The organism is Vibrio sp. sp1 (assembly GCF_016920955.1).
GTDB lineage: Bacteria > Pseudomonadota > Gammaproteobacteria > Enterobacterales > Vibrionaceae > Vibrio > Vibrio alginolyticus.
The window spans coordinates 2144707-2162029 of record NZ_CP060589.1 but is presented as its reverse complement, the minus strand read 5'-3'; the positions used below and the strand labels follow the sequence as shown (position 1 = coordinate 2162029).

General features: G+C 43.4%; 13 protein-coding genes and 1 pseudogene. 7 read left to right on the top strand and 7 right to left on the bottom strand.

The window, feature by feature from the left end:
* Positions 1–717: 717 nt before the first annotated feature.
* A pseudogene (locus H9L11_RS10150) lies at positions 718–2946 on the bottom strand (class I SAM-dependent DNA methyltransferase); the annotation flags it as partial.
* 121 nt (positions 2947–3067) lie between these two features.
* On the bottom strand, positions 3068–3469 hold the full coding sequence (locus H9L11_RS10145; protein WP_240199926.1) for a hypothetical protein: 402 nt from the start codon (positions 3467–3469) through the stop codon (positions 3068–3070).
* A 154-nt stretch (positions 3470–3623) separates the two neighbouring features.
* Here H9L11_RS10145 and H9L11_RS10140 point away from each other — a divergent pair, with 154 nt between their 5' ends.
* The 3 genes from H9L11_RS10140 (at position 3624) to H9L11_RS10130 (ending at position 5981) form a co-directional block, all read left to right on the top strand.
* On the top strand, positions 3624–4454 hold the full coding sequence (locus H9L11_RS10140) for a hypothetical protein (protein WP_205390736.1): 831 nt from the start codon (positions 3624–3626) through the stop codon (positions 4452–4454).
* A 5-nt stretch (positions 4455–4459) separates the two neighbouring features.
* Positions 4460–4759, top strand: a complete 300-nt coding sequence (locus tag H9L11_RS10135; RefSeq protein ID WP_205391106.1) for a hypothetical protein — start codon at positions 4460–4462, stop codon at positions 4757–4759.
* Positions 4760–5495: 736 nt separating this feature from the next.
* Positions 5496–5981 (top strand): DUF6795 domain-containing protein, encoded by a 486-nt coding sequence (locus tag H9L11_RS10130; RefSeq protein WP_064377308.1) that lies wholly within the window; start codon positions 5496–5498, stop codon positions 5979–5981.
* A 693-nt stretch (positions 5982–6674) separates the two neighbouring features.
* Here H9L11_RS10130 and H9L11_RS10125 read toward each other — a convergent pair.
* Positions 6675–7238, bottom strand: a complete 564-nt coding sequence (locus H9L11_RS10125) for a porin family protein (RefSeq protein ID WP_205390735.1) — start codon at positions 7236–7238, stop codon at positions 6675–6677.
* Positions 7239–7636: 398 nt separating this feature from the next.
* Here H9L11_RS10125 and H9L11_RS10120 point away from each other — a divergent pair, with 398 nt between their 5' ends.
* The 4 genes from H9L11_RS10120 to H9L11_RS10105 all read left to right on the top strand — a co-directional run bounded on the left by H9L11_RS10120 (position 7637) and on the right by H9L11_RS10105 (position 12514).
* Positions 7637–8518: a LysR family transcriptional regulator gene (locus tag H9L11_RS10120; protein ID WP_158173690.1), complete on the top strand. Its 882-nt coding sequence runs from the start codon at positions 7637–7639 to the stop codon at positions 8516–8518.
* A gap of 120 nt (positions 8519–8638) precedes the next feature.
* The gene (locus tag H9L11_RS10115; protein ID WP_205390734.1) at positions 8639–10174 is read left to right on the top strand and encodes a bifunctional GNAT family N-acetyltransferase/carbon-nitrogen hydrolase family protein; all 1536 of its coding nucleotides are present in this window, start codon (positions 8639–8641) and stop codon (positions 10172–10174) included.
* Positions 10175–10378: 204 nt separating this feature from the next.
* Positions 10379–10966 carry a DedA family protein gene (locus H9L11_RS10110; RefSeq protein WP_205390733.1) on the top strand — a complete coding sequence of 196 codons (588 nt, stop codon included), beginning with the start codon at positions 10379–10381 and terminating at the stop codon, positions 10964–10966.
* 180 nt (positions 10967–11146) lie between these two features.
* Positions 11147–12514, top strand: a complete 1368-nt coding sequence (locus H9L11_RS10105) for a Na+/H+ antiporter NhaC family protein (RefSeq protein WP_017635705.1) — start codon at positions 11147–11149, stop codon at positions 12512–12514.
* 74 nt (positions 12515–12588) lie between these two features.
* Here the strand turns inward: H9L11_RS10105 and H9L11_RS10100 are convergent, their stop codons facing one another.
* The 4 genes from H9L11_RS10100 to H9L11_RS10085 all read right to left on the bottom strand — a co-directional run bounded on the left by H9L11_RS10100 (position 12589) and on the right by H9L11_RS10085 (position 17256).
* A complete protein-coding gene (locus tag H9L11_RS10100; RefSeq protein ID WP_205390732.1) occupies positions 12589–13428 on the bottom strand; it encodes a 3-keto-5-aminohexanoate cleavage protein in 840 nt (279 codons plus the stop codon).
* Positions 13419–14750 carry an aspartate aminotransferase family protein gene (locus H9L11_RS10095; RefSeq protein ID WP_205390731.1) on the bottom strand — a complete coding sequence of 444 codons (1332 nt, stop codon included), beginning with the start codon at positions 14748–14750 and terminating at the stop codon, positions 13419–13421. The genes H9L11_RS10100 and H9L11_RS10095 overlap by 10 nt, the downstream gene beginning before the upstream one ends.
* Positions 14751–14958: 208 nt before the next feature.
* Positions 14959–16227 carry an O-acetylhomoserine aminocarboxypropyltransferase/cysteine synthase gene (locus tag H9L11_RS10090; protein WP_005381677.1) on the bottom strand — a complete coding sequence of 423 codons (1269 nt, stop codon included), beginning with the start codon at positions 16225–16227 and terminating at the stop codon, positions 14959–14961.
* A gap of 117 nt (positions 16228–16344) precedes the next feature.
* Positions 16345–17256 carry a LysR substrate-binding domain-containing protein gene (locus tag H9L11_RS10085; RefSeq protein ID WP_132937057.1) on the bottom strand — a complete coding sequence of 304 codons (912 nt, stop codon included), beginning with the start codon at positions 17254–17256 and terminating at the stop codon, positions 16345–16347.
* Positions 17257–17323: the final 67 nt, after the last annotated feature.

Here is a 17323-nt window from a genome sequence, read left to right as displayed (position 1 = left end):
ATAAACAGCATGTTCACGCAACCGATTGTGACTAAAAGCCATTGTTAGGCTTTTTAGACTTTTCGAACTGTAAAGAATCTTTTTGGGTGGTGATCTATATCCAAAAACAACCGAAACCAAATACAAGCCCAAGTATTCATAAAACTTGATAAATGCTTCAACTCTTTCACGTTCATTAAACTTTGACTCAGCGAGTTCCCAAAGGATAGCGAGTGGGGTTGGCAACATAGAAGAAAATTCTTGTTCATATCGACTAGCAACGCTTTGGTAAGGCAGTATTTGCTCTTGTGCTGTCTGAAGGTCACTGAATGCTGACTTTTTCAGCAACTCTACCCTTGTGAGCACAGCGTCACACTCGAACCATAGGTCAATCAATGCTGATTGGTTTGCAATTTGCGGTACTGATATTCGCGTGTTTAACCACAAGGACATAGATACATATTTCAATGAGGTCGAAGACATGAAATTGCTATCGAGCCAGTCATTACCCTCTTCTTGCTGTAGAAATATGTTGTAGAAATCCGCTAAGAGAGTATTAGGCAGCAAATCAAAACGTGTGGGTCTTAAAGCTTTTCTCTTTTCGTTAAGATTAGAATACTCCACAATCTTTCCAGACGTGCTATCAACTACATAGAGTCCCTTTTCATTGACTTGTACTACATCTTTGAGTCGAACAAGCTTCCCTTTTAACAGTCCATCTCGTGAATAGCTTCTTTGGAAATAAGAACGAAAGTTAATCTCGTAGCCAACCACACCAACTTCTCGATCTTGCTCGTCTTTAAATTCTGTATTAATCCAAGCATCTGGCGCAGAGGGATGAAGCTCCGTTTGATAATAGCGTTCAATAATGTCTGAGGTGCTAACGCTAGGGTCTAGAGGCATATTTTCATGATCGCGAAGCTCTATATCTGGTTTGAACTCTACAAATTTACCTTGTAACTCTTTGACTTCCCCGCTATACGCGAAAGAGCCATACTTAGGTTGTGCTGCTTGTTTAACCTCTCCCTTAATAACAGGCTTCGCTGTTTGGTTTTTCCATGTGATAGCATCAATAAGTTGTCTCTTCTGCTTGGCGTTGAAATTGATGCCTGTGCTCTCAAACGCACCTCTAAGAGTCAACTCAAACTGGTAAAAGTCGTCGGATTGCTGCGACTTTCCACCCAGTTTGTCACCAACCGCAACTTGCAGGGCTTTCGCCGCATCCATCAGGACTTTTTGATTGAGCCACAGCTTGCTATCCAGTACATCTTTGATTTGCTTTTCTTTCAGATCTGGGAAGTCTGCTTTGATCAGCGCTCGTACTTCGGCTTCCACTTCAATTAGTGAGCCGTATGAGTCGTCATTCCACTCAGTGCCAAACTGATCAAAGACAGCCTGCATCACGGCATTAAATGGCTTAGGGGCAAAACGTAGTGACTCCACCGCAGCGTCGGTGATTTGCGCAGACAAACGCAGCGGGCGTTCGATGGTCAGGCGACGGTAGCCAAACTCATGGGTATCAAAAATCTTAGCTGTTAGTGGTTTGCCGCTTTCTGTCAGCATATCGGTTTCAACAAACTCACCAAAGTTCTTGGTGATGGCGTGAATTTCATCATCTGTCAGGAAGTGACGCTTAGAGCCAAGTGACTTACGCATTTTGTGGCTTAAGTTGGCACCATTGATAAGCTGCACTTTGCCTTTGCGCTCTGGGTCTTTCTTGTTGGTCAGTACCCAGACGTAAGTCGCAATACCTGTGTTGTAGAACATATCGTTTGGTAGCGCGACAATGGCTTCAAGTAGGTCAGCTTCTAAGATATAACGACGAATTTCACTTTCGCCGCTACCTGCGCCACCAGTGAACAGCGGTGAGCCGTTAAGGATAATGCCGATACGACCACCATCAGTGACTTGGTTATCAACATTTTTCTTGTCACGCATCTTGCTGATAAGGTGCATCAAGAACAGCAGCGAGCTATCAGATACACGCGGCAAGCCTGCGCCAAAGCGTCCATCAAAGCCTTTTTGCTGGTGCTCGTCTTTGATTTCACCTTCAATCTTTTTCCAATCCACACCAAACGGCGGGTTAGACAGCATGTAGTCAAACTTGTCGGCGGGCAGTTGGTCATTTGACAGAGTGTTACCCAGTTTGATGCGGCTAACATCTTGCCCTTTAATTAGCATATCTGCCTTACAGATAGCATAGGACTCTGGGTTTAGCTCCTGACCAAACGCACGCATCACCGCTTTCGGGTTAAGCTCGTGCACGTATTCCATGCCAGAAGAAAGGAAGCCGCCTGTACCCGCTGTTGGGTCATAGATGGTGCGGATGATACCATCCTTGGTTAGGGCTTCGTCGTCTTCCATAAACACCAAAGAGGTGGTCAGGCGCACGATGTCACGCGGGGTAAAATGCTCACCAGCGGTTTCATTCGAGCTTTCCGCAAAGCGACGGATCAACTCTTCAAACACCAAGCCCATATCGTGGTTAGAAATACTGTTTGGGCTAAGATCGGTGGTGGCAAACTTCTTCACCACTTTGTAAAGCAGGTTGGCATCTTCCAGTAAACCAACAAATTCATCGAACTTGAAGTGCTCAAAGATTTCACGCGCATCTTTGGAGAATGACTGCACGTACTTCTCAAGGTTCGCCTTGATGTTGCTTTGTCCCATCTTGCCAAGGTTCATTGGCGAGGTGTTGAAGAATGACAAACCATCAGGTTGTACTGGTGATTGCGTTGCACGCAGCAAGAACTTTTCCTGTGCCTCTTCTGGCAAGTTCATCGCTTTAATACGTTCATGTTCAGCAACCACAGCATCTTTGCTTGGCTCAAGCACACACTCAAGACGACGAAGTAGAGTAAACGGCAGGATCACGCGACCATATTGAGATTGTTTGAAATCACCGCGAAGGAGGTCAGCAACCGACCAGATAAAGGCAGCGGTTTGGGAGAAGTTGTTGTTAGTCATTGTAAACAGCACAATTGAAAAAATTGTGCTGATTGTACCTCACCACTCTCCAAGTCGCAGCGACATACAACAAAAAAGCACCTTTGCAGGTGCTAAAGATCAGAACAATTATGAACAATATCTAGCCTTTATACTGAGGAACACTGTCAAGCACGCACTTAGATAGCAACTCTAAAATCTCATTGACTCGCTGTTCTCTCTCTTCTCTTAATTGTTTGAAATTTGCCATAGTTAACTCCAGTGGCTCATTCTCAATAACAGCCTCCAAATTAAATGCCTCTTCAGCATTCTTAGCGACTTTCTTAATCCAGCTGGATTTATAAGCATAAGATTCATCATGCTCACTTAAAAAGCCTGCTTTTTTTGCCTTTTTGATTACTTGTTCTTCAAGAGTCGTTGATTCGAACTTTTCTAGTTCAATGACATAGCCGATAAGATCGGATGATGGGATAGGATTGTCCATAGTGTTTTTTATAAGCATAAAAACTATTTTAAGCTGCTGCAAATTTATGGCTGCTTTCAAAGGGGGAGTCAAGAGGGGAACCCACTCTTGCCAGTGGGACAACATAAGAACGAAGTGAGTTGTCCTATCTGGAACCGCAAAAAATCTTTGATGTTTTTGCTCAGTTATTTGCAAGTGATGGAAATTATTTCTAACCTTCTAAAAAACACATCAGATGATTAAAAATTTCACTCTTATCAGTCAGCCTGTGAAGCTCCAAAGTGATGGTGTAATGATGCGCGAGCGTTATCTACTGAGCGAACAACACGCTAATCACAAACATAGTGACGCACTTATCTCACTGATTGGTTGTGCTGAAACATCCCACCGAATTGCTCTAGCAGGCGAGAAGTTTAGGCTTGAACAACAACTCAAACCCAAGGGCGGGCGGCCGCTCTCTAGCTACGCCATGGAATTTTGTTTGACGCTGCCGAGAGGCCATAGACCGTCTATTGAGCAATGGCAATCCATTACCAGCGATTGCTGCATCAAACTGGCTAAATACTGCAAGCTGACAAAAGCTGAGTTCGCACAGTATCGACAGCAGATCCGCGCTGTATTACACCAGCAAAACCAAGAAGGGCAAAAAGGCACTGGTGATCATGTCCACCTAATCATTGGCAAAGTGGTTCGTGGACGCGTTTTGATGGAGCTGCAAAAAAAGGGCGCGACAAAACTCTTGAAGCAAACTTTCAACCATGCGGTTTTGCAACATGTCGGCATAGATTACCGGAGCTATGAACCAATTGAAAAAGAGAAAGGACGACGGTTGAGTACTTGGCAGTATCAATATGAAAAAGCCAATCAAGCTTTAGAAATCGAAAAACTGATTAAGAAGATGCAAAGTCAGTTTGATAAATGGCTCAAGGCTAAAGAAGAGCACAATAATAGGCAGCAACACCGACAAAAAAACCGACTGTTAAAAACGTATGAAGAGTTGAAATTGAGAAAGTTATCACCTCTACAACAAGAAAAATTAGAAAAAATAAAACAAAAAATAAAATAAAACTTATGCCTTATTACAATGGAAGATGGCACCGCTATTCGGAAGCTGAAAGACGCGAATATGGTCGCCAACAAAGAGAAATTTACCGCCAAGCATGGCACGAAAAGTGGGTATCAAAAACAGGGCTGAAAGAAGAGCGGAACTGGACAGACACAATGATAAAAACCTTTCTTGAAGGAAAGTCTGAAAGTGCAGGTAAAATACAAGCTTATAAACGCACGCTGATAACAAAAGTCGAGAAAACGAAAAAATTTCAAGTGGCAATGGCTGAGCGTGTTGCTAGACAGAAGAAAAAGAAAGTGTAAATGTAAAGTAAAAACCTCAGTTCAACTCCCAAACAGGGAGCTGAACTGGCGTCCTTAACTTAGGATAATAGGCTTCCATATTGATACTGGCTTCATATGGTACTAAGATAAGGTACTAAAGGGTTATTTTCAAAAACCACAAACACCCTAACCTATTGAAGTAACTGTTTTTTAAGGCAGTTGAAGGTGAGTCCCGCCAGCTCCACCAAACGTTTGGAAAAGGCCACCTTCGGGTGGCCTTTTTTGTATCAACTAAAATAGTCTCTTTTTTCAAACATTCATGCTTTCTGAAATCTTACTACATGGATTACCGCATACCTTTGGCCCATGTAGGTTTACAAACTCGTTGAGTATTAATCAGTAAACAAGAAGTTCATAAGTACTAATCAAAAAGGCAGAGAGCATGGTACTAAAAGCCCTGCAACTTAAAAGTCTTCTGCTTACCTATCCTTTCTAAGAGATAACTAGATCTAAGTCTAAAGTCTATACTCATCTCCCTCGATGAATTGCTTGATGCATTCATTGTTAGTCCCTACTCGCTTGTTTCATTACAACTCTATCGATGTAATGACTACAAATAGTAGTTACCAAAAAATAATGTAATTCTAATCACAAAGTTAACCTTAGATATTGAATAGAAACACAACATATATAGATTTTTAAATTTCAAAATGAAAGTATTGTTGTGAAAAATTAAGTTACTGGAATTATTACAGTCATATTAGTGAGCATTGTAATGAATTTTGAAGAAAGCAAATTGAATGACGAACACGTTAATCAATACACACCGCAAATCAATGGTGTGTTAACAAAGAAAGGAAAACCCCTTAGTAGCCTGAAGGTTAGCCTTAGTATTGGTTTAAGCACGTCAGGGAAATCAATAGACTTATCAACATTCACAGACAGTACTGGTCGCTTTGAGTTTTCTCCAGTCTATGAAAATAAAAACATCATAAGCACTCCTCTTATTGAACACTATGTAACTATTGTTTTAGTCGCAGAACTCAGCAATGATGAAAGTACTATTATTTGGGAAGGAAGCTTTGATGGTTATAAAATAGAGGATTACGTAAAAAATAACATGGCTAACCTTGCTTGTGACACTGAGAACCCTCTTAAGTACTTTGCTTTTTCAATTGATGATGAAGAAAACGATGACTACTACGTAAACAGCCAATGTAATTTATTTGGTTATATAGACTCTGACTTATATGGAAATTAAACAATGCACTCATGATACAACTCCAGTTCCTATGTCTCCTCTTTGGCCATTTATTTACGGGGGATATTGAGTATCGGTTAGCAGGAGGTTCTGGTATCGACTTCCACGCTCATGGACTAGGAAAAAAATCTGTTCCGGGTTATGTCAATACCGCTACAAGTAATGAGTGGTCGGCACTACAACCCAAATCTCAAGCTTACCTAGAACGCAACGTATTTCTTGACTTCAACAATAGATATAATGCTCGGATGACTGATGGTTGGGTAAGTAAAATAGTCTCTTCAATTTTGACCTTATTAAGAATTTCAGGTCTGGGTCATATAATACAACAAATAGCAACTGTAGGCCTTACTGCTTGGGATCAACTAGCTAAAGCTATGGCGTACATCTCAAAACTAAAAAACGAGTATACAGAACACGTTCGCGGTATTTTAGGTCACATGAATGTAATGTCAGGTAGCGCAGCGATCGACCTATCGAGTATTACTTATAGAGTGATAAAACTTTGTTTTTCGAGACTAGTAAGAAGGTTAGATAGTCATGTTAGAAATGCTCTAAATATAGTAGAGTGACAGTAAAAGGCACGAACAATTATTCTAAAAAACGCTCTATTATCCTCAACTAGATTGAGTTCAGAAAAAGCGAAGCTATTTAGGCTTCGCTTTTTATTAGGGCTTAGAGTTGTTAACAATATTAAAATCTATATTCCACACCTAGTGATGCTTGGTTAAAGTCTGTTTCCGTGTTTGCACCGTTCGCGACATTCTCCGCATTGAGTTCTACGTCGTACCACATATATTCTGCGTTAACTAAGAAGTTATCAGTAACTTTAAAACCCACACCGGCACCAGCGAATACACCTTCATCATCTTTGTTGCCTTGGAAGCCCGTAACGTTGTAATCCGTCGAGTACCACATTTGACCGCCTTTTGCGTAAAGGTCGACACGATCAGCAATGGGAGCGGTAACTTTTAGAGCCGCTGTATAGCCGTCCGTTTCGGCATTTGCTAGGTTATTACCATAGCTACCGAAATCAATGTAACCACCTTCCAACGCTAAGTAAGGATTAAAACGGTAACCAACTAAACCTTGAATAACATCGCTGTCATCATCAAAGTCATCTTGTCCATCAACTTTTAAGTAACCGTAGTTGGCGCCAACATATACACCATGATCGTTGGAGTCCGCAGCATGTGATAAAGTACTAAACGTTGCTAAAGAAAAAAGGCTAATCAAAGTAACAACATTGCTTTTCATTTCGTTCTCCTAATATAAGTTCCATTGAAGGTTCGAATAGTAAAGAGCAAATGCAATGCCAACTTTAAATTAATGAAAAATATATTTAATTTTATAGAATACTGACAATCCTCTAAAGAACGCCGAACAAAAACAGAAAAAACGATCTGTCTGTTTACTTTATATAAACAATACTAAATTGAGGTTAATCGATGATGTGAAAAAGATTCTTGTTAATTTGTAGATTTTTCAAAGAAATTAAATAAACATCTAAAATACTCTTGTAGATTAATCAGTCAAAAAACGCTTAGCTAGTTTTTATAAGAAAGGAAGCTAATCACACATACGTTGCATCTTACTTTGCTTCAAGCCGTGAATACTCTACTCTTTGCCTAAGCAGAGTTTAATGGAACTGAAGTATGTTAAAAGGCAGTGAATACCCTTCTATTCGAGCATTAAGGACGTTTGTCGCGGTCTCTAATTACCTCAGTTTCTCTAAAGCAGCGGATGCCCTATGTATTACGCAAAGCGCAGTAAGCAAACAAATCGCATCGCTGGAGCAATTGGTGGGTTTACCTTTAATACAAAGAAGGGCGAGTGGTATTGAGTTAACCGAAGAAGGCAAGCGTTATCTGCCGCAAGTCACAGAAGCTTTGGAGCTTATTCAGCATGCAACTGCCAACTTAATCCAGTCAGATTCAAAGCAAGAATTACTCACCGTGGACGTAACCCCTTCTTTTGCCAGTCTTTGGTTGATACCTAATATTGATGACTTCCACCAGCAACATCCTAACATCCGAGTAAGAGTCTGTACCGGGGATGGGAACGTCAAAGATTCGAGCAACGAAAGTGACTTACATATTCGCTGCCTTCCATTATCCACACATTATGAATACAGCCACTTACTGTGCGAAGAAACATTGTTATTAGTCGGTTGCACAAATGCTCCTGCAATTGAGAGTGTGCACGCTGTTAGTAATTATCCGTTTATACCTCAAATCACTCGCCCTCAGCTATGGGAGCAATTTAAAACGGCACATGCAGTAGAATCAACCGTTACCTATCACTCTGTAGGCTTTGAACATTTTTACCTAGCTTACGAAGCCGTCAAAATGGGAAAAGGACTCGCCTTACTTCCTGATTTTATGGCGCAGAATTCTATTTTAAGAGGGGATATCCAACATATTCTCAACCTAACTTTACAGAGTGGTTATGGTTATTACGTGATGATCCCGAATTATCGCCTATCGGCTAAGAAAGTGGCGGCGTTTTACGAATGGTTGAAGAGCAAACTAAGCTAATATTGTTTTCTTGAAATGCTTTTGGTAAACCAAAACAACTCAAAGACTTCAGTATCTGTCTGCTCCAAATTGTGGCATTCTCATTAACACTGTTTCAAAAGGATAAATGGATTGAAAGATATGGACAGCAATTCGCCCAAACTCTCATTACGTACCATTGAGCCAACGGATTACCCTGAGCTTGCAGAACTAATGGACTTAGTGTTTCCTGATGTTGGCGGCTCATGGCCACGGCTGACTATTATGGATCTCATTCATCAGTTTCCTGATGGCCAAATCTGTATTGAAGATAACGGCAAAATAGTCGGTGCAGCATTAACCATTAAAGTGGACTACAACCGCTTTTCTCTTCCTCATCTATATACCGACATCATTACCGAAAACAACGTCATACAGAATCAAGTAACCGGTGATGCAATGTATGGTCTCGATGTATTTGTCCACCCGGACTATCGAGGGCTACGTTTAGGTCGACGTTTGTATGATGCGCGTAAAGAGCTTTGCCGTAGTAAAAACTTCAAAGCAATTTTAGCCGGTGGCCGCATCCCGAATTACCACAAATATGCTGACGAATTGAGCGTGGCTGAATACATCGACAAGATAAAACGCCGTGAGCTTCACGATCCTATTTTGTCTTTTCAGCTTGCAAATGACTTCGATGTAAAGCGTATTATGCGTGGTTACTTGCCAGAGGATAGTGCTTCTAAAGGCTACGCAACTCTACTGGAGTGGGATAACTTTTTCTACGAAGAGGATATTCAATCCGTACACGATGTAGAAAAAACACTGATTCGGATTGGTGTCGTCCAGTGGCAAATGCGCGCGATGAATGACCTGGAGGATTTGCTCGATCAGGCTGAGTTCTTCATCTCTTCTCTTGCGAACTATAAAGCCGATTTCGCCCTATTCCCTGAGTTCTTTAACGCACCGCTGATGGGCTTGCAAAACGACAAAAATTCCGTTGAAGCAATCCGCTTTTTGGCTAGCTTTACGGAAGAGATCAAAAACCGTTTCTCGCAGATGGCAGTCACCTACAACATCAACATTATTGCTGGCAGTATGCCCGTCATCGAAGATGGCAAGTTGTATAATGTGGCCTACTTACTGCAACGAGATGGTGAAATAAACGCTCAATATAAGATTCACATCACGCCCCATGAGCAAAAAGACTGGGTGATCGACGGTGGTGACAATGTTCAAGTGTTCGAAACCGATGCGGGCAAAGTCGGCATACTGATTTGTTATGACAGCGAATTCCCTGAATTGGGAAGAATGCTCGCCGAGCAAGGCGCACAAATTGTGTTCGTTCCTTTCTGGACAGACACAAAAAATGGCTACCAACGAGTACGAATCTGTTCCCAATCACGAGCCATCGAAAACGAATGCTACGTTGCAATTGGGGGCAGTGTCGGCAACTTACCTCGTGTTGATAATGTCGATATCCAGTACGCACAATCTGCCGTATTCTCACCGTCGGATATCTATTTCCCACACGATGCGACCTTGACAGAAGCAAGCGCCAACACCGAAATGATAATCTTCGCTGATGTTGATTTGACTAAGTTGAAACAGCTTAATACCGAAGGCTCTGTCACCAACTTACGTCATCGCCGCCTTGATTTGTATGGCGCATTCACCAAAGCCAAAGAGTCATAAGGATCTCCCTAGTTCGCCGCTACCAAAGAGCGTGGCGGCGAGTAAAGCCAGCTGCAGGTTGATTCTGCGCAATTATCAGAGGCATGTCAGTTTTTCTCAACGGTGAGAAACAAGAATTGACCCAATAGGACATTCGGAGTATCACTCCAACTTCGTTCCGCTTTTATTAGGGGAAAGCTTTTGGAACATATTAACGAACTTCTCATGTCAATGAAGCCTTTGCTTGAGCAATATGGCTACGTTGCGCTGATTGTCAGTATATTTCTAGAAGGGATAGGTATCCCGATGCCTGGTCAATCACTGATGATCGCGGCATCTTTGCTCTCGTCAGAACAAGTCATGAACCTAAGTATGGTAATGATGGTATCGTGGCTGAGCTGCTTTTTTGGTAATACCTGTGGCTACTTAATCGGTTATTACTTTGAGGGGTGGTTAGATAAAAAAGGCTACATTTCCGGCCCGAAGATGCAAACGCTTCAATTGACGATCCAGAAATACGGCCCTACGTGCTTGGTCGTCAGCCGCTTTATTGAAGGAATGAAGCAATTTATGCCTCTTGCATGCGGTATCGCGAAAATACCACGTAGAGAGTTTTTGCTCGGTAACGCCCTCGCGGCGACGGTTTGGGTATTGGTATTCAGCTTGTTAACTCACTTTGCATTTGAACATTTAAGCGTGTTGAGCAACCTGTACACCGAATACAAATATCTGGTTTGGGCATTTGCTGCTGTCTTATTTACGTGGATGGTTTTAGGTATTGTTAAACGCAAAAAAGCCAAATCAATGCAATAACGACAGTCTCTTCATTAGCGCATAACTAAAGCTCGTGGTATCAGTGAGATACGCAACACGAGCTTTTATCTTTTTCTTTACGTGTAAAATTTAAACAGCCATTTAGACGTCTAGACGTTGACAATGTAGAAATGTGATATTAGTCTGCTCTTCTCTCTTATCATTAACATTGTCGTTTACATGTCCGGTTCCCAACAAACTACTAAAACAGTTGCACCGTCTGCGGTCGCACTGATCCCATTAATTGTATTCCTTGCGCTATTTATTGGCGTAGGCACTTACTTATCTTTGCAAGGCGTGGAATTTGCCTTCTACCAGCTGCCTGCACCCATCGCGGTATTACCAGCCATCATCATTGCGTTTCTTTTAAGTAAAGAGAAACTTAACCGCTCAATCGAACACTTCATGCGTGGTGTTGGCCACCCAGACATCATCGCAATGTGTATGATCTATCTGCTTGCAGGTGCCTTTGCTGCGGTAGCAAAAGCCTCTGGTGGTGTTGATGCAACAGTGAACCTTGGTTTATCCGCTATTCCAACCAGCATGATTTTACCGGGCATTTTTCTGATTTCTGCTTTTATCGCAACAGCAATGGGGACTTCGATGGGTACCATCGCAGCCGTTGCCCCCGTAGCGTTGGGGATTGCTGAATCAGCAGGAATGAGCTTACCGTTAACCGCAGGCGTTGTGCTGAGCGGCGCTATGTTTGGTGATAACCTTTCTATCATCTCTGACACCACCATCGCGGCGACACGCTCTCAAGGTTGTGAGATGAAAGACAAGTTTAAAGAGAACATTCGTATTGCTTTACCTGCGGCGTTGATCGCGATTGCAGTGTTCGCTTTCAACAGTACCGCGACTCAAGTGCCTGAAACTGGCGATATTGAGTGGCTAAAAGTCTTGCCGTACATCACTATTTTGATCCTAGCGGTATCTGGTGTGAATGTGTTTGTGGTTCTGTCGATTGGCATTCTTTTGGCTGGCGGCGTGAGCTTGGCATCGATTGACAATTACGGACTAACTAATCTAGCCCAAGACGTATACAAAGGCTTTGGTAACATGCAAGAGATCTTCTTGTTATCCATGCTGATTGGTGGTTTGAGTGAACTGATGCGTCGCCAAGGTGGTCTTGCTTTTCTAACAAATTTCGTTAGTAGCCTTATCCACGCGTTTGGCTCTAGTCACTCTAAGCATGCGAACAGTCGTGCAAGCGAGCTAGGTATTGCAGGTTTGGTATCAATGGTCAATGGCTGTACGGCAAACAACACCGTTGCCATCATTGTATCGGGCAGCGTTGCTCGCCAACTGGCGGAAGAGAATAATGTCTCTCCTCGCCGCTCAGCAAGCTTGTTAGACATTTTCTCATGCGTGGTGCAAGGCGTGTTGCCTTACGGTGCTCAAGTACTGCTGCTAGGTTCCGTATTCAACCTATCGCCACTTGAAGTAGTTGCCAATTCTTACTACTGTTTTGCATTAGCGATAGCGGCTGTTGTCGCGGTGTTTATCAAACATCCCGCTCGTCAACCTGTAGCGCAAACTGAGAACTAACGACAAATACCGAAAAGGCTCCGATGGAGCCTTTTTACTTTCCTTTCTTCTTTTTTTCTTTTCCGCGAGCAGATTTACTTCAAAGCTGAACGCAAACTTTGCGCACTGTGTAAAGGAATAGCAAAGCGATGCGCCACATCGCGTAGAGCTTCCACCTGAGCCGCGTTACTGATTGCTAATTCGCCTGCCACATCGACGTGGTTATTCTCAAACCCCACTCTCACATCGAATCCAAGTAACATCGCACTCGCTAAACAGTCTTGCTCTCGCGCGCCAAAAGCACAAATGGCACATCGAATTTCTTCCTCGACAAAACGCGCCAAATTCAAACCTCGTAAATCCCATGGCGAAGACTGTTGAGCTTGGTGATAACGCCCTAACACCACTAATGCATGCTGATGCGTTTTAGGTAACACGCCCGCATCACGCAGTTGGAAATAACGTTCAATGTCGGTTGCATCGTAGAGAATAATTTGGCTCACGATGTTGTGTTCTGCCACCCAATGGAAAAAGGCATGCCCTTCTTTCTCACTTGCGCGATCAGGGATTAACTCCCTCAATGCAAAAGAAGCCGCTTCTGGTTTCACAGCTTTAACTAACGCCATCTGTTGTGGCGGAGAATACAAGCCCACCGCCTCTGTGGTGAGCTGTACCATCATGTTTTGTCCCACCGCTTCTTTCACGGCATAGTAAATTGCCATGTTGTCGTCGATGTCTAATGAATGACGTCCGTTGGCGTCTCTAGCATGTAAATGGATCATGGCAGCCCCTGCCGTTTGACAAGCGATAGCCTCTGCAACCAGTTCGTCTTTTGTCATGGGTAAGCTGGCGTGATCGTGCTTAGTTTTTCTTGCACCGTTTGGGGCCACGATAATAGCGATAGGCTCTCGTATACATCGATTTTCTAATTCCATTCCTTCGCTACCTCTTTTAGCGTTAATGAGAGTTTGCCAACTAGCTCATCAATATGGTGAGGCTGAATAATGAATGGCGGCGCAAGCAAGATATGGTGCCCATTAACGCCATCAATCGTTCCGCCCATTGGATAGCACATTAAGCCATTTTCCATTGCTCGCTGTTTGATGCGTTTGTCTGCCAATGTGGCTTTACTCAGAGGCGCCTTGCTTTCTTGATCCACCACCAGCTCAATGCCAAAAAACAAACCTTTACCACGAATGTCGCCAATGTACGGTAAATGGGCCAATGCAGAAGTAAGCTCATTACGCAGCAAAGCACTTTGCCGATTCACCGCCGTTAACAAATTATCTTGGAAGATGGTTTGAATGGTCGCCACGGCAGCAGCGCACGCCACAGGGTGCGCCATAAAAGTATGACCATGTTGGAAAAAACCGCTTCCATCAGCAATAGCTTGATAGACTCGATCATTCGCAACCACCGCGCCAATAGGTTGATAACCCGCACCAAGCCCTTTAGCCATACACACCAGATCGGGTTCTACCTCTTCTTGCTCAAACGCAAAAAAACTGCCACTGCGTCCAACGCCACACATGACTTCATCCAAGATCAATAACACATCGTATTGGTCGCATATTTCGCGAATACGTTTGAAGTAACCTTGAGTCGCAGGCACAGCTCCAGCGGTGGCTCCCACAATGGGCTCAGCGACAAAAGCCATGACATTCTCAGCCCCCAACTCAAGAATTTTTGCCTCTAGTTCATTCGCCGCTCGCAATGAGTAATCCAATTCCGACTCATGACTCTGCTGACAACGATAAGCATAGCAAGGGGCAATGTGATGACTCGGATGCAAGATAGGTTTGAACGGTTCACGTCGCCATTCATTACCACCGACCGCCAGAGCTCCCAACGTATTGCCGTGATAACTTTGCTGACGCGCAATGAATTGCTTCTTCTCTGGCTTACCTGATTCCACAAAATACTGCCGCGCCATTTTTAGTGCCGACTCCACCGCTTCTGATCCGCCACTGACTAAATACACATGGTTGAACTGCTCAGGCATATGCTGACAAATCAATTCCGCTAGTCGCTCACTGCTGTCACTAGTAAAAAATCCAGTATGAGCAAACGGCACTCGCTCGAGCTGTTCCAACATAGCTTTTTTAACGGCTTGATGACTGTGGCCAAGGTTTGATACCGCAGCGCCGCCACAAGCATCGAGATACTGTTTCCCTTGTTTATCGAATAGATAAACACCTTCACCTTTATCGATGATTGGCAACGTGGCATGGCAATGACGGTGAAATACGTAAGACATTTGAGTCCCTTCCAATGTGTAAGATTTGCACACATCATCAGGAACAACCCCAAATGCGACAAGGGAATAAATTTCATCCACCATGAGCTTTTGGAATACCACAACCCAAAAACACTAAAACCCTTGATATTTAAACAATAAAATAAAAATAGGCCAGCTTTTTTAAAGGCTGGCCTATGGGTAACCCAAAGCTAAAAACAGAATCGTTTTACGCGTTTAGTGCCTGTTCTAAATCGGCTAGAATATCGTCAATATGTTCAATACCCACCGATAAACGAATCATCTCTGGAGACACACCAGCTTGTTTTTGTTCTGCTTCGCTCAATTGACGATGAGTCGTCGATGCAGGATGGCAAGCCAATGATTTTGCATCGCCAATGTTCACCAAACGCTTAAAGATTTTCAAAGCATCATAAAAACGCACACCAGCGTCATAACCATCTTTTAAACCAAACGACAAAATCGCAGAAGGCTTACCTTTCATGTATTTTTCGGCGAGATGGAAGTGTTCAGAACTTGGCAATCCGGCATAACTTACCCAACTGACTTTGTCATTCTGTTCCAAGAATTCAGCCACTTTGAGTGTGTTCTCGGTATGGCGCTCCATGCGCAGCGGTAACGTTTCTAGCCCTTGCATAAGCATAAATGCATTCATCGGTGATAATGCGGCTCCGGTATTACGCAGTGGTACGGTACGCGCACGCCCGATAAATGCCGCTTCACCAAACGCTTCGGTATACACCACGCCGTGGTAAGAAGGTTCTGGTTGGTTGAAAACAGGAAAGCGGTCTTTGTGCTGCGCCCAAGGGAATTTACCTGAATCCACAATCACGCCACCTAATGTGGTGCCATGCCCACCAACGTATTTAGTGAGAGAGTGAACTACGATATCCGCACCAAATTCGATGGGTTTGCAAAGCACTGGCGTCGCAACGGTGTTATCCACAATCACAGGTACGCCTTGTGCATGGGCAAGCTCCGCCACACGTTCTAAATCGATGATATTACCCGCAGGGTTACCAATGCTCTCGCAGTACACCGCTTTGGTATTTTCATCAATTAATTCGGCCAAACTTTCTGGCTTGTCATCTTTAGCAAACTTCACCTGAATACCTTGATTTGGGAGCATGTGCGCAAACAAGGTATAAGTACCGCCATAAAGTTGCGGCGTAGAAACGATGTTATCGCCCGCTTGCGCTAAGGTCAGAATTGCATAGTTAATCGCTGCACTCCCCGCACTCACGACCAATCCAGCAATGCCGCCTTCTAACGCCGCCATGCGTTTTTCCAGAACATCGTTAGTCGGATTCATGATGCGAGTGTAGATATTCCCCGGCACTTCCAAGTTAAACAGATCAGCGCCGTGCTGCGCGTTGTCAAACTCGTACGCGACTGTTTGATAAATCGGCGTCGCGACAGATTTAGTGGTAGGGTCAGTTTCGTAACCAAAATGGATGGATAGCGTTTCGTCTTTCATGTTCTTCCCTGTCTTTCATCACTCAAATAGCGGCAAGCAAAGCACTTACCTTGCTTAAAACTTATATTGCCCAATTTTTCAACAAATAACGTAGGGATGAATCACAGAGATAAAACGCTAATTCAACTGTCCAAGTAACCAGTGACGAAACGTTTCTGTCGCATTCGTACGTGTGTTCATGATCAAGTAATACCCTGCATTGGCAGGAATCGGTTTGAATGGAGAAACCAAACGCTCTGTCGTCAATTCATCCTCAATCAGTGCCATTCGTGCCATCGCAATCCCAACGCCTGCTTCGGCTGCAGACATCGCCATATCCGTTCGATTAAAAAAGTGTCCGATATCGGTTTTAAAATCCAACCCCATCGCTGACGCCCAATATAGCCACTCATAGTCACGCGTCGCGTTTTCCCATGGCATCGCATCGTGTAGTAGCGTCGCCTCTTGCCATTGCTTCACTGGCATTGAGTTTTTTTGCTCACCAAACAACGTTTTTAGCCAGCCATGATCCTCAAGGTATTTTGGACTCATCACCGGTAGCAGATGCTCATCCAAAATCAGCTCCGCGTTAGCATTTCTATAAGGATGAAGACCATAGTCAATTGCGACGTCATAGTCTTTTATCTCACTATTTACCAGCGCACCTTCCGCAAAGATTTGTACTTGGATATCCGGATTATCATGATGGAAGCTTTCGAGCTTTGGGACTAACCATTTGAAAGCAAAAGAAGGCGTCAACTTCAAACGAATTTCATTGGTTTGCTTTTCTACTTTGAGCTCATCAAGCAATTTGCTCAGTTCCGAAAAGTGAAACTGCGTCGCTTGGTGTAACTGAGTGCCTTTTACGGTTAAACGAATACCGCGAGAGTGGCGTTCAAATAAAGTAAAACCTAATAACGCTTCCAAATGAATAATTTGTTGGCTTATGGCACCAGTGGTGAGGTGTAAATGTCTTGCAGCACCAGTAAAGCTGTTGTACTCCGCGACTTGGCTAAATAGACACAAGCCACTTATCAGATTACTTTTCATCCTTGAGCCTATAGTTTTTCTAAACGCTGTGTGTAATTTATATCGATTGTTAACAAAAGGTAAAGAA

Excerpts from the sequence above, each read along its gene's own strand:
- H9L11_RS10110 (WP_205390733.1), top strand. The coding sequence starts at position 10,379 with ATGTCAATGAAGCCTTTGCTTGAGCAATATGGCTACGTTGCGCTGATT.
- H9L11_RS10090 (WP_005381677.1), bottom strand. The coding sequence starts at position 16,227 with ATGAAAGACGAAACGCTATCCATCCATTTTGGTTACGAAACTGACCCT.
- H9L11_RS10130 (WP_064377308.1), top strand. The coding sequence starts at position 5,496 with ATGAATTTTGAAGAAAGCAAATTGAATGACGAACACGTTAATCAATAC.
- H9L11_RS10135 (WP_205391106.1), top strand. The coding sequence starts at position 4,460 with ATGCCTTATTACAATGGAAGATGGCACCGCTATTCGGAAGCTGAAAGA.
- H9L11_RS10140 (WP_205390736.1), top strand. The coding sequence starts at position 3,624 with ATGATTAAAAATTTCACTCTTATCAGTCAGCCTGTGAAGCTCCAAAGT.
- H9L11_RS10115 (WP_205390734.1), top strand. The coding sequence starts at position 8,639 with ATGGACAGCAATTCGCCCAAACTCTCATTACGTACCATTGAGCCAACG.
- H9L11_RS10095 (WP_205390731.1), bottom strand. The coding sequence starts at position 14,750 with ATGTCTTACGTATTTCACCGTCATTGCCATGCCACGTTGCCAATCATC.
- H9L11_RS10085 (WP_132937057.1), bottom strand. The coding sequence starts at position 17,256 with ATGAAAAGTAATCTGATAAGTGGCTTGTGTCTATTTAGCCAAGTCGCG.
- H9L11_RS10100 (WP_205390732.1), bottom strand. The coding sequence starts at position 13,428 with ATGGAATTAGAAAATCGATGTATACGAGAGCCTATCGCTATTATCGTG.
- H9L11_RS10125 (WP_205390735.1), bottom strand. The coding sequence starts at position 7,238 with ATGAAAAGCAATGTTGTTACTTTGATTAGCCTTTTTTCTTTAGCAACG.
- H9L11_RS10120 (WP_158173690.1), top strand. The coding sequence starts at position 7,637 with ATGTTAAAAGGCAGTGAATACCCTTCTATTCGAGCATTAAGGACGTTT.
- H9L11_RS10105 (WP_017635705.1), top strand. The coding sequence starts at position 11,147 with ATGTCCGGTTCCCAACAAACTACTAAAACAGTTGCACCGTCTGCGGTC.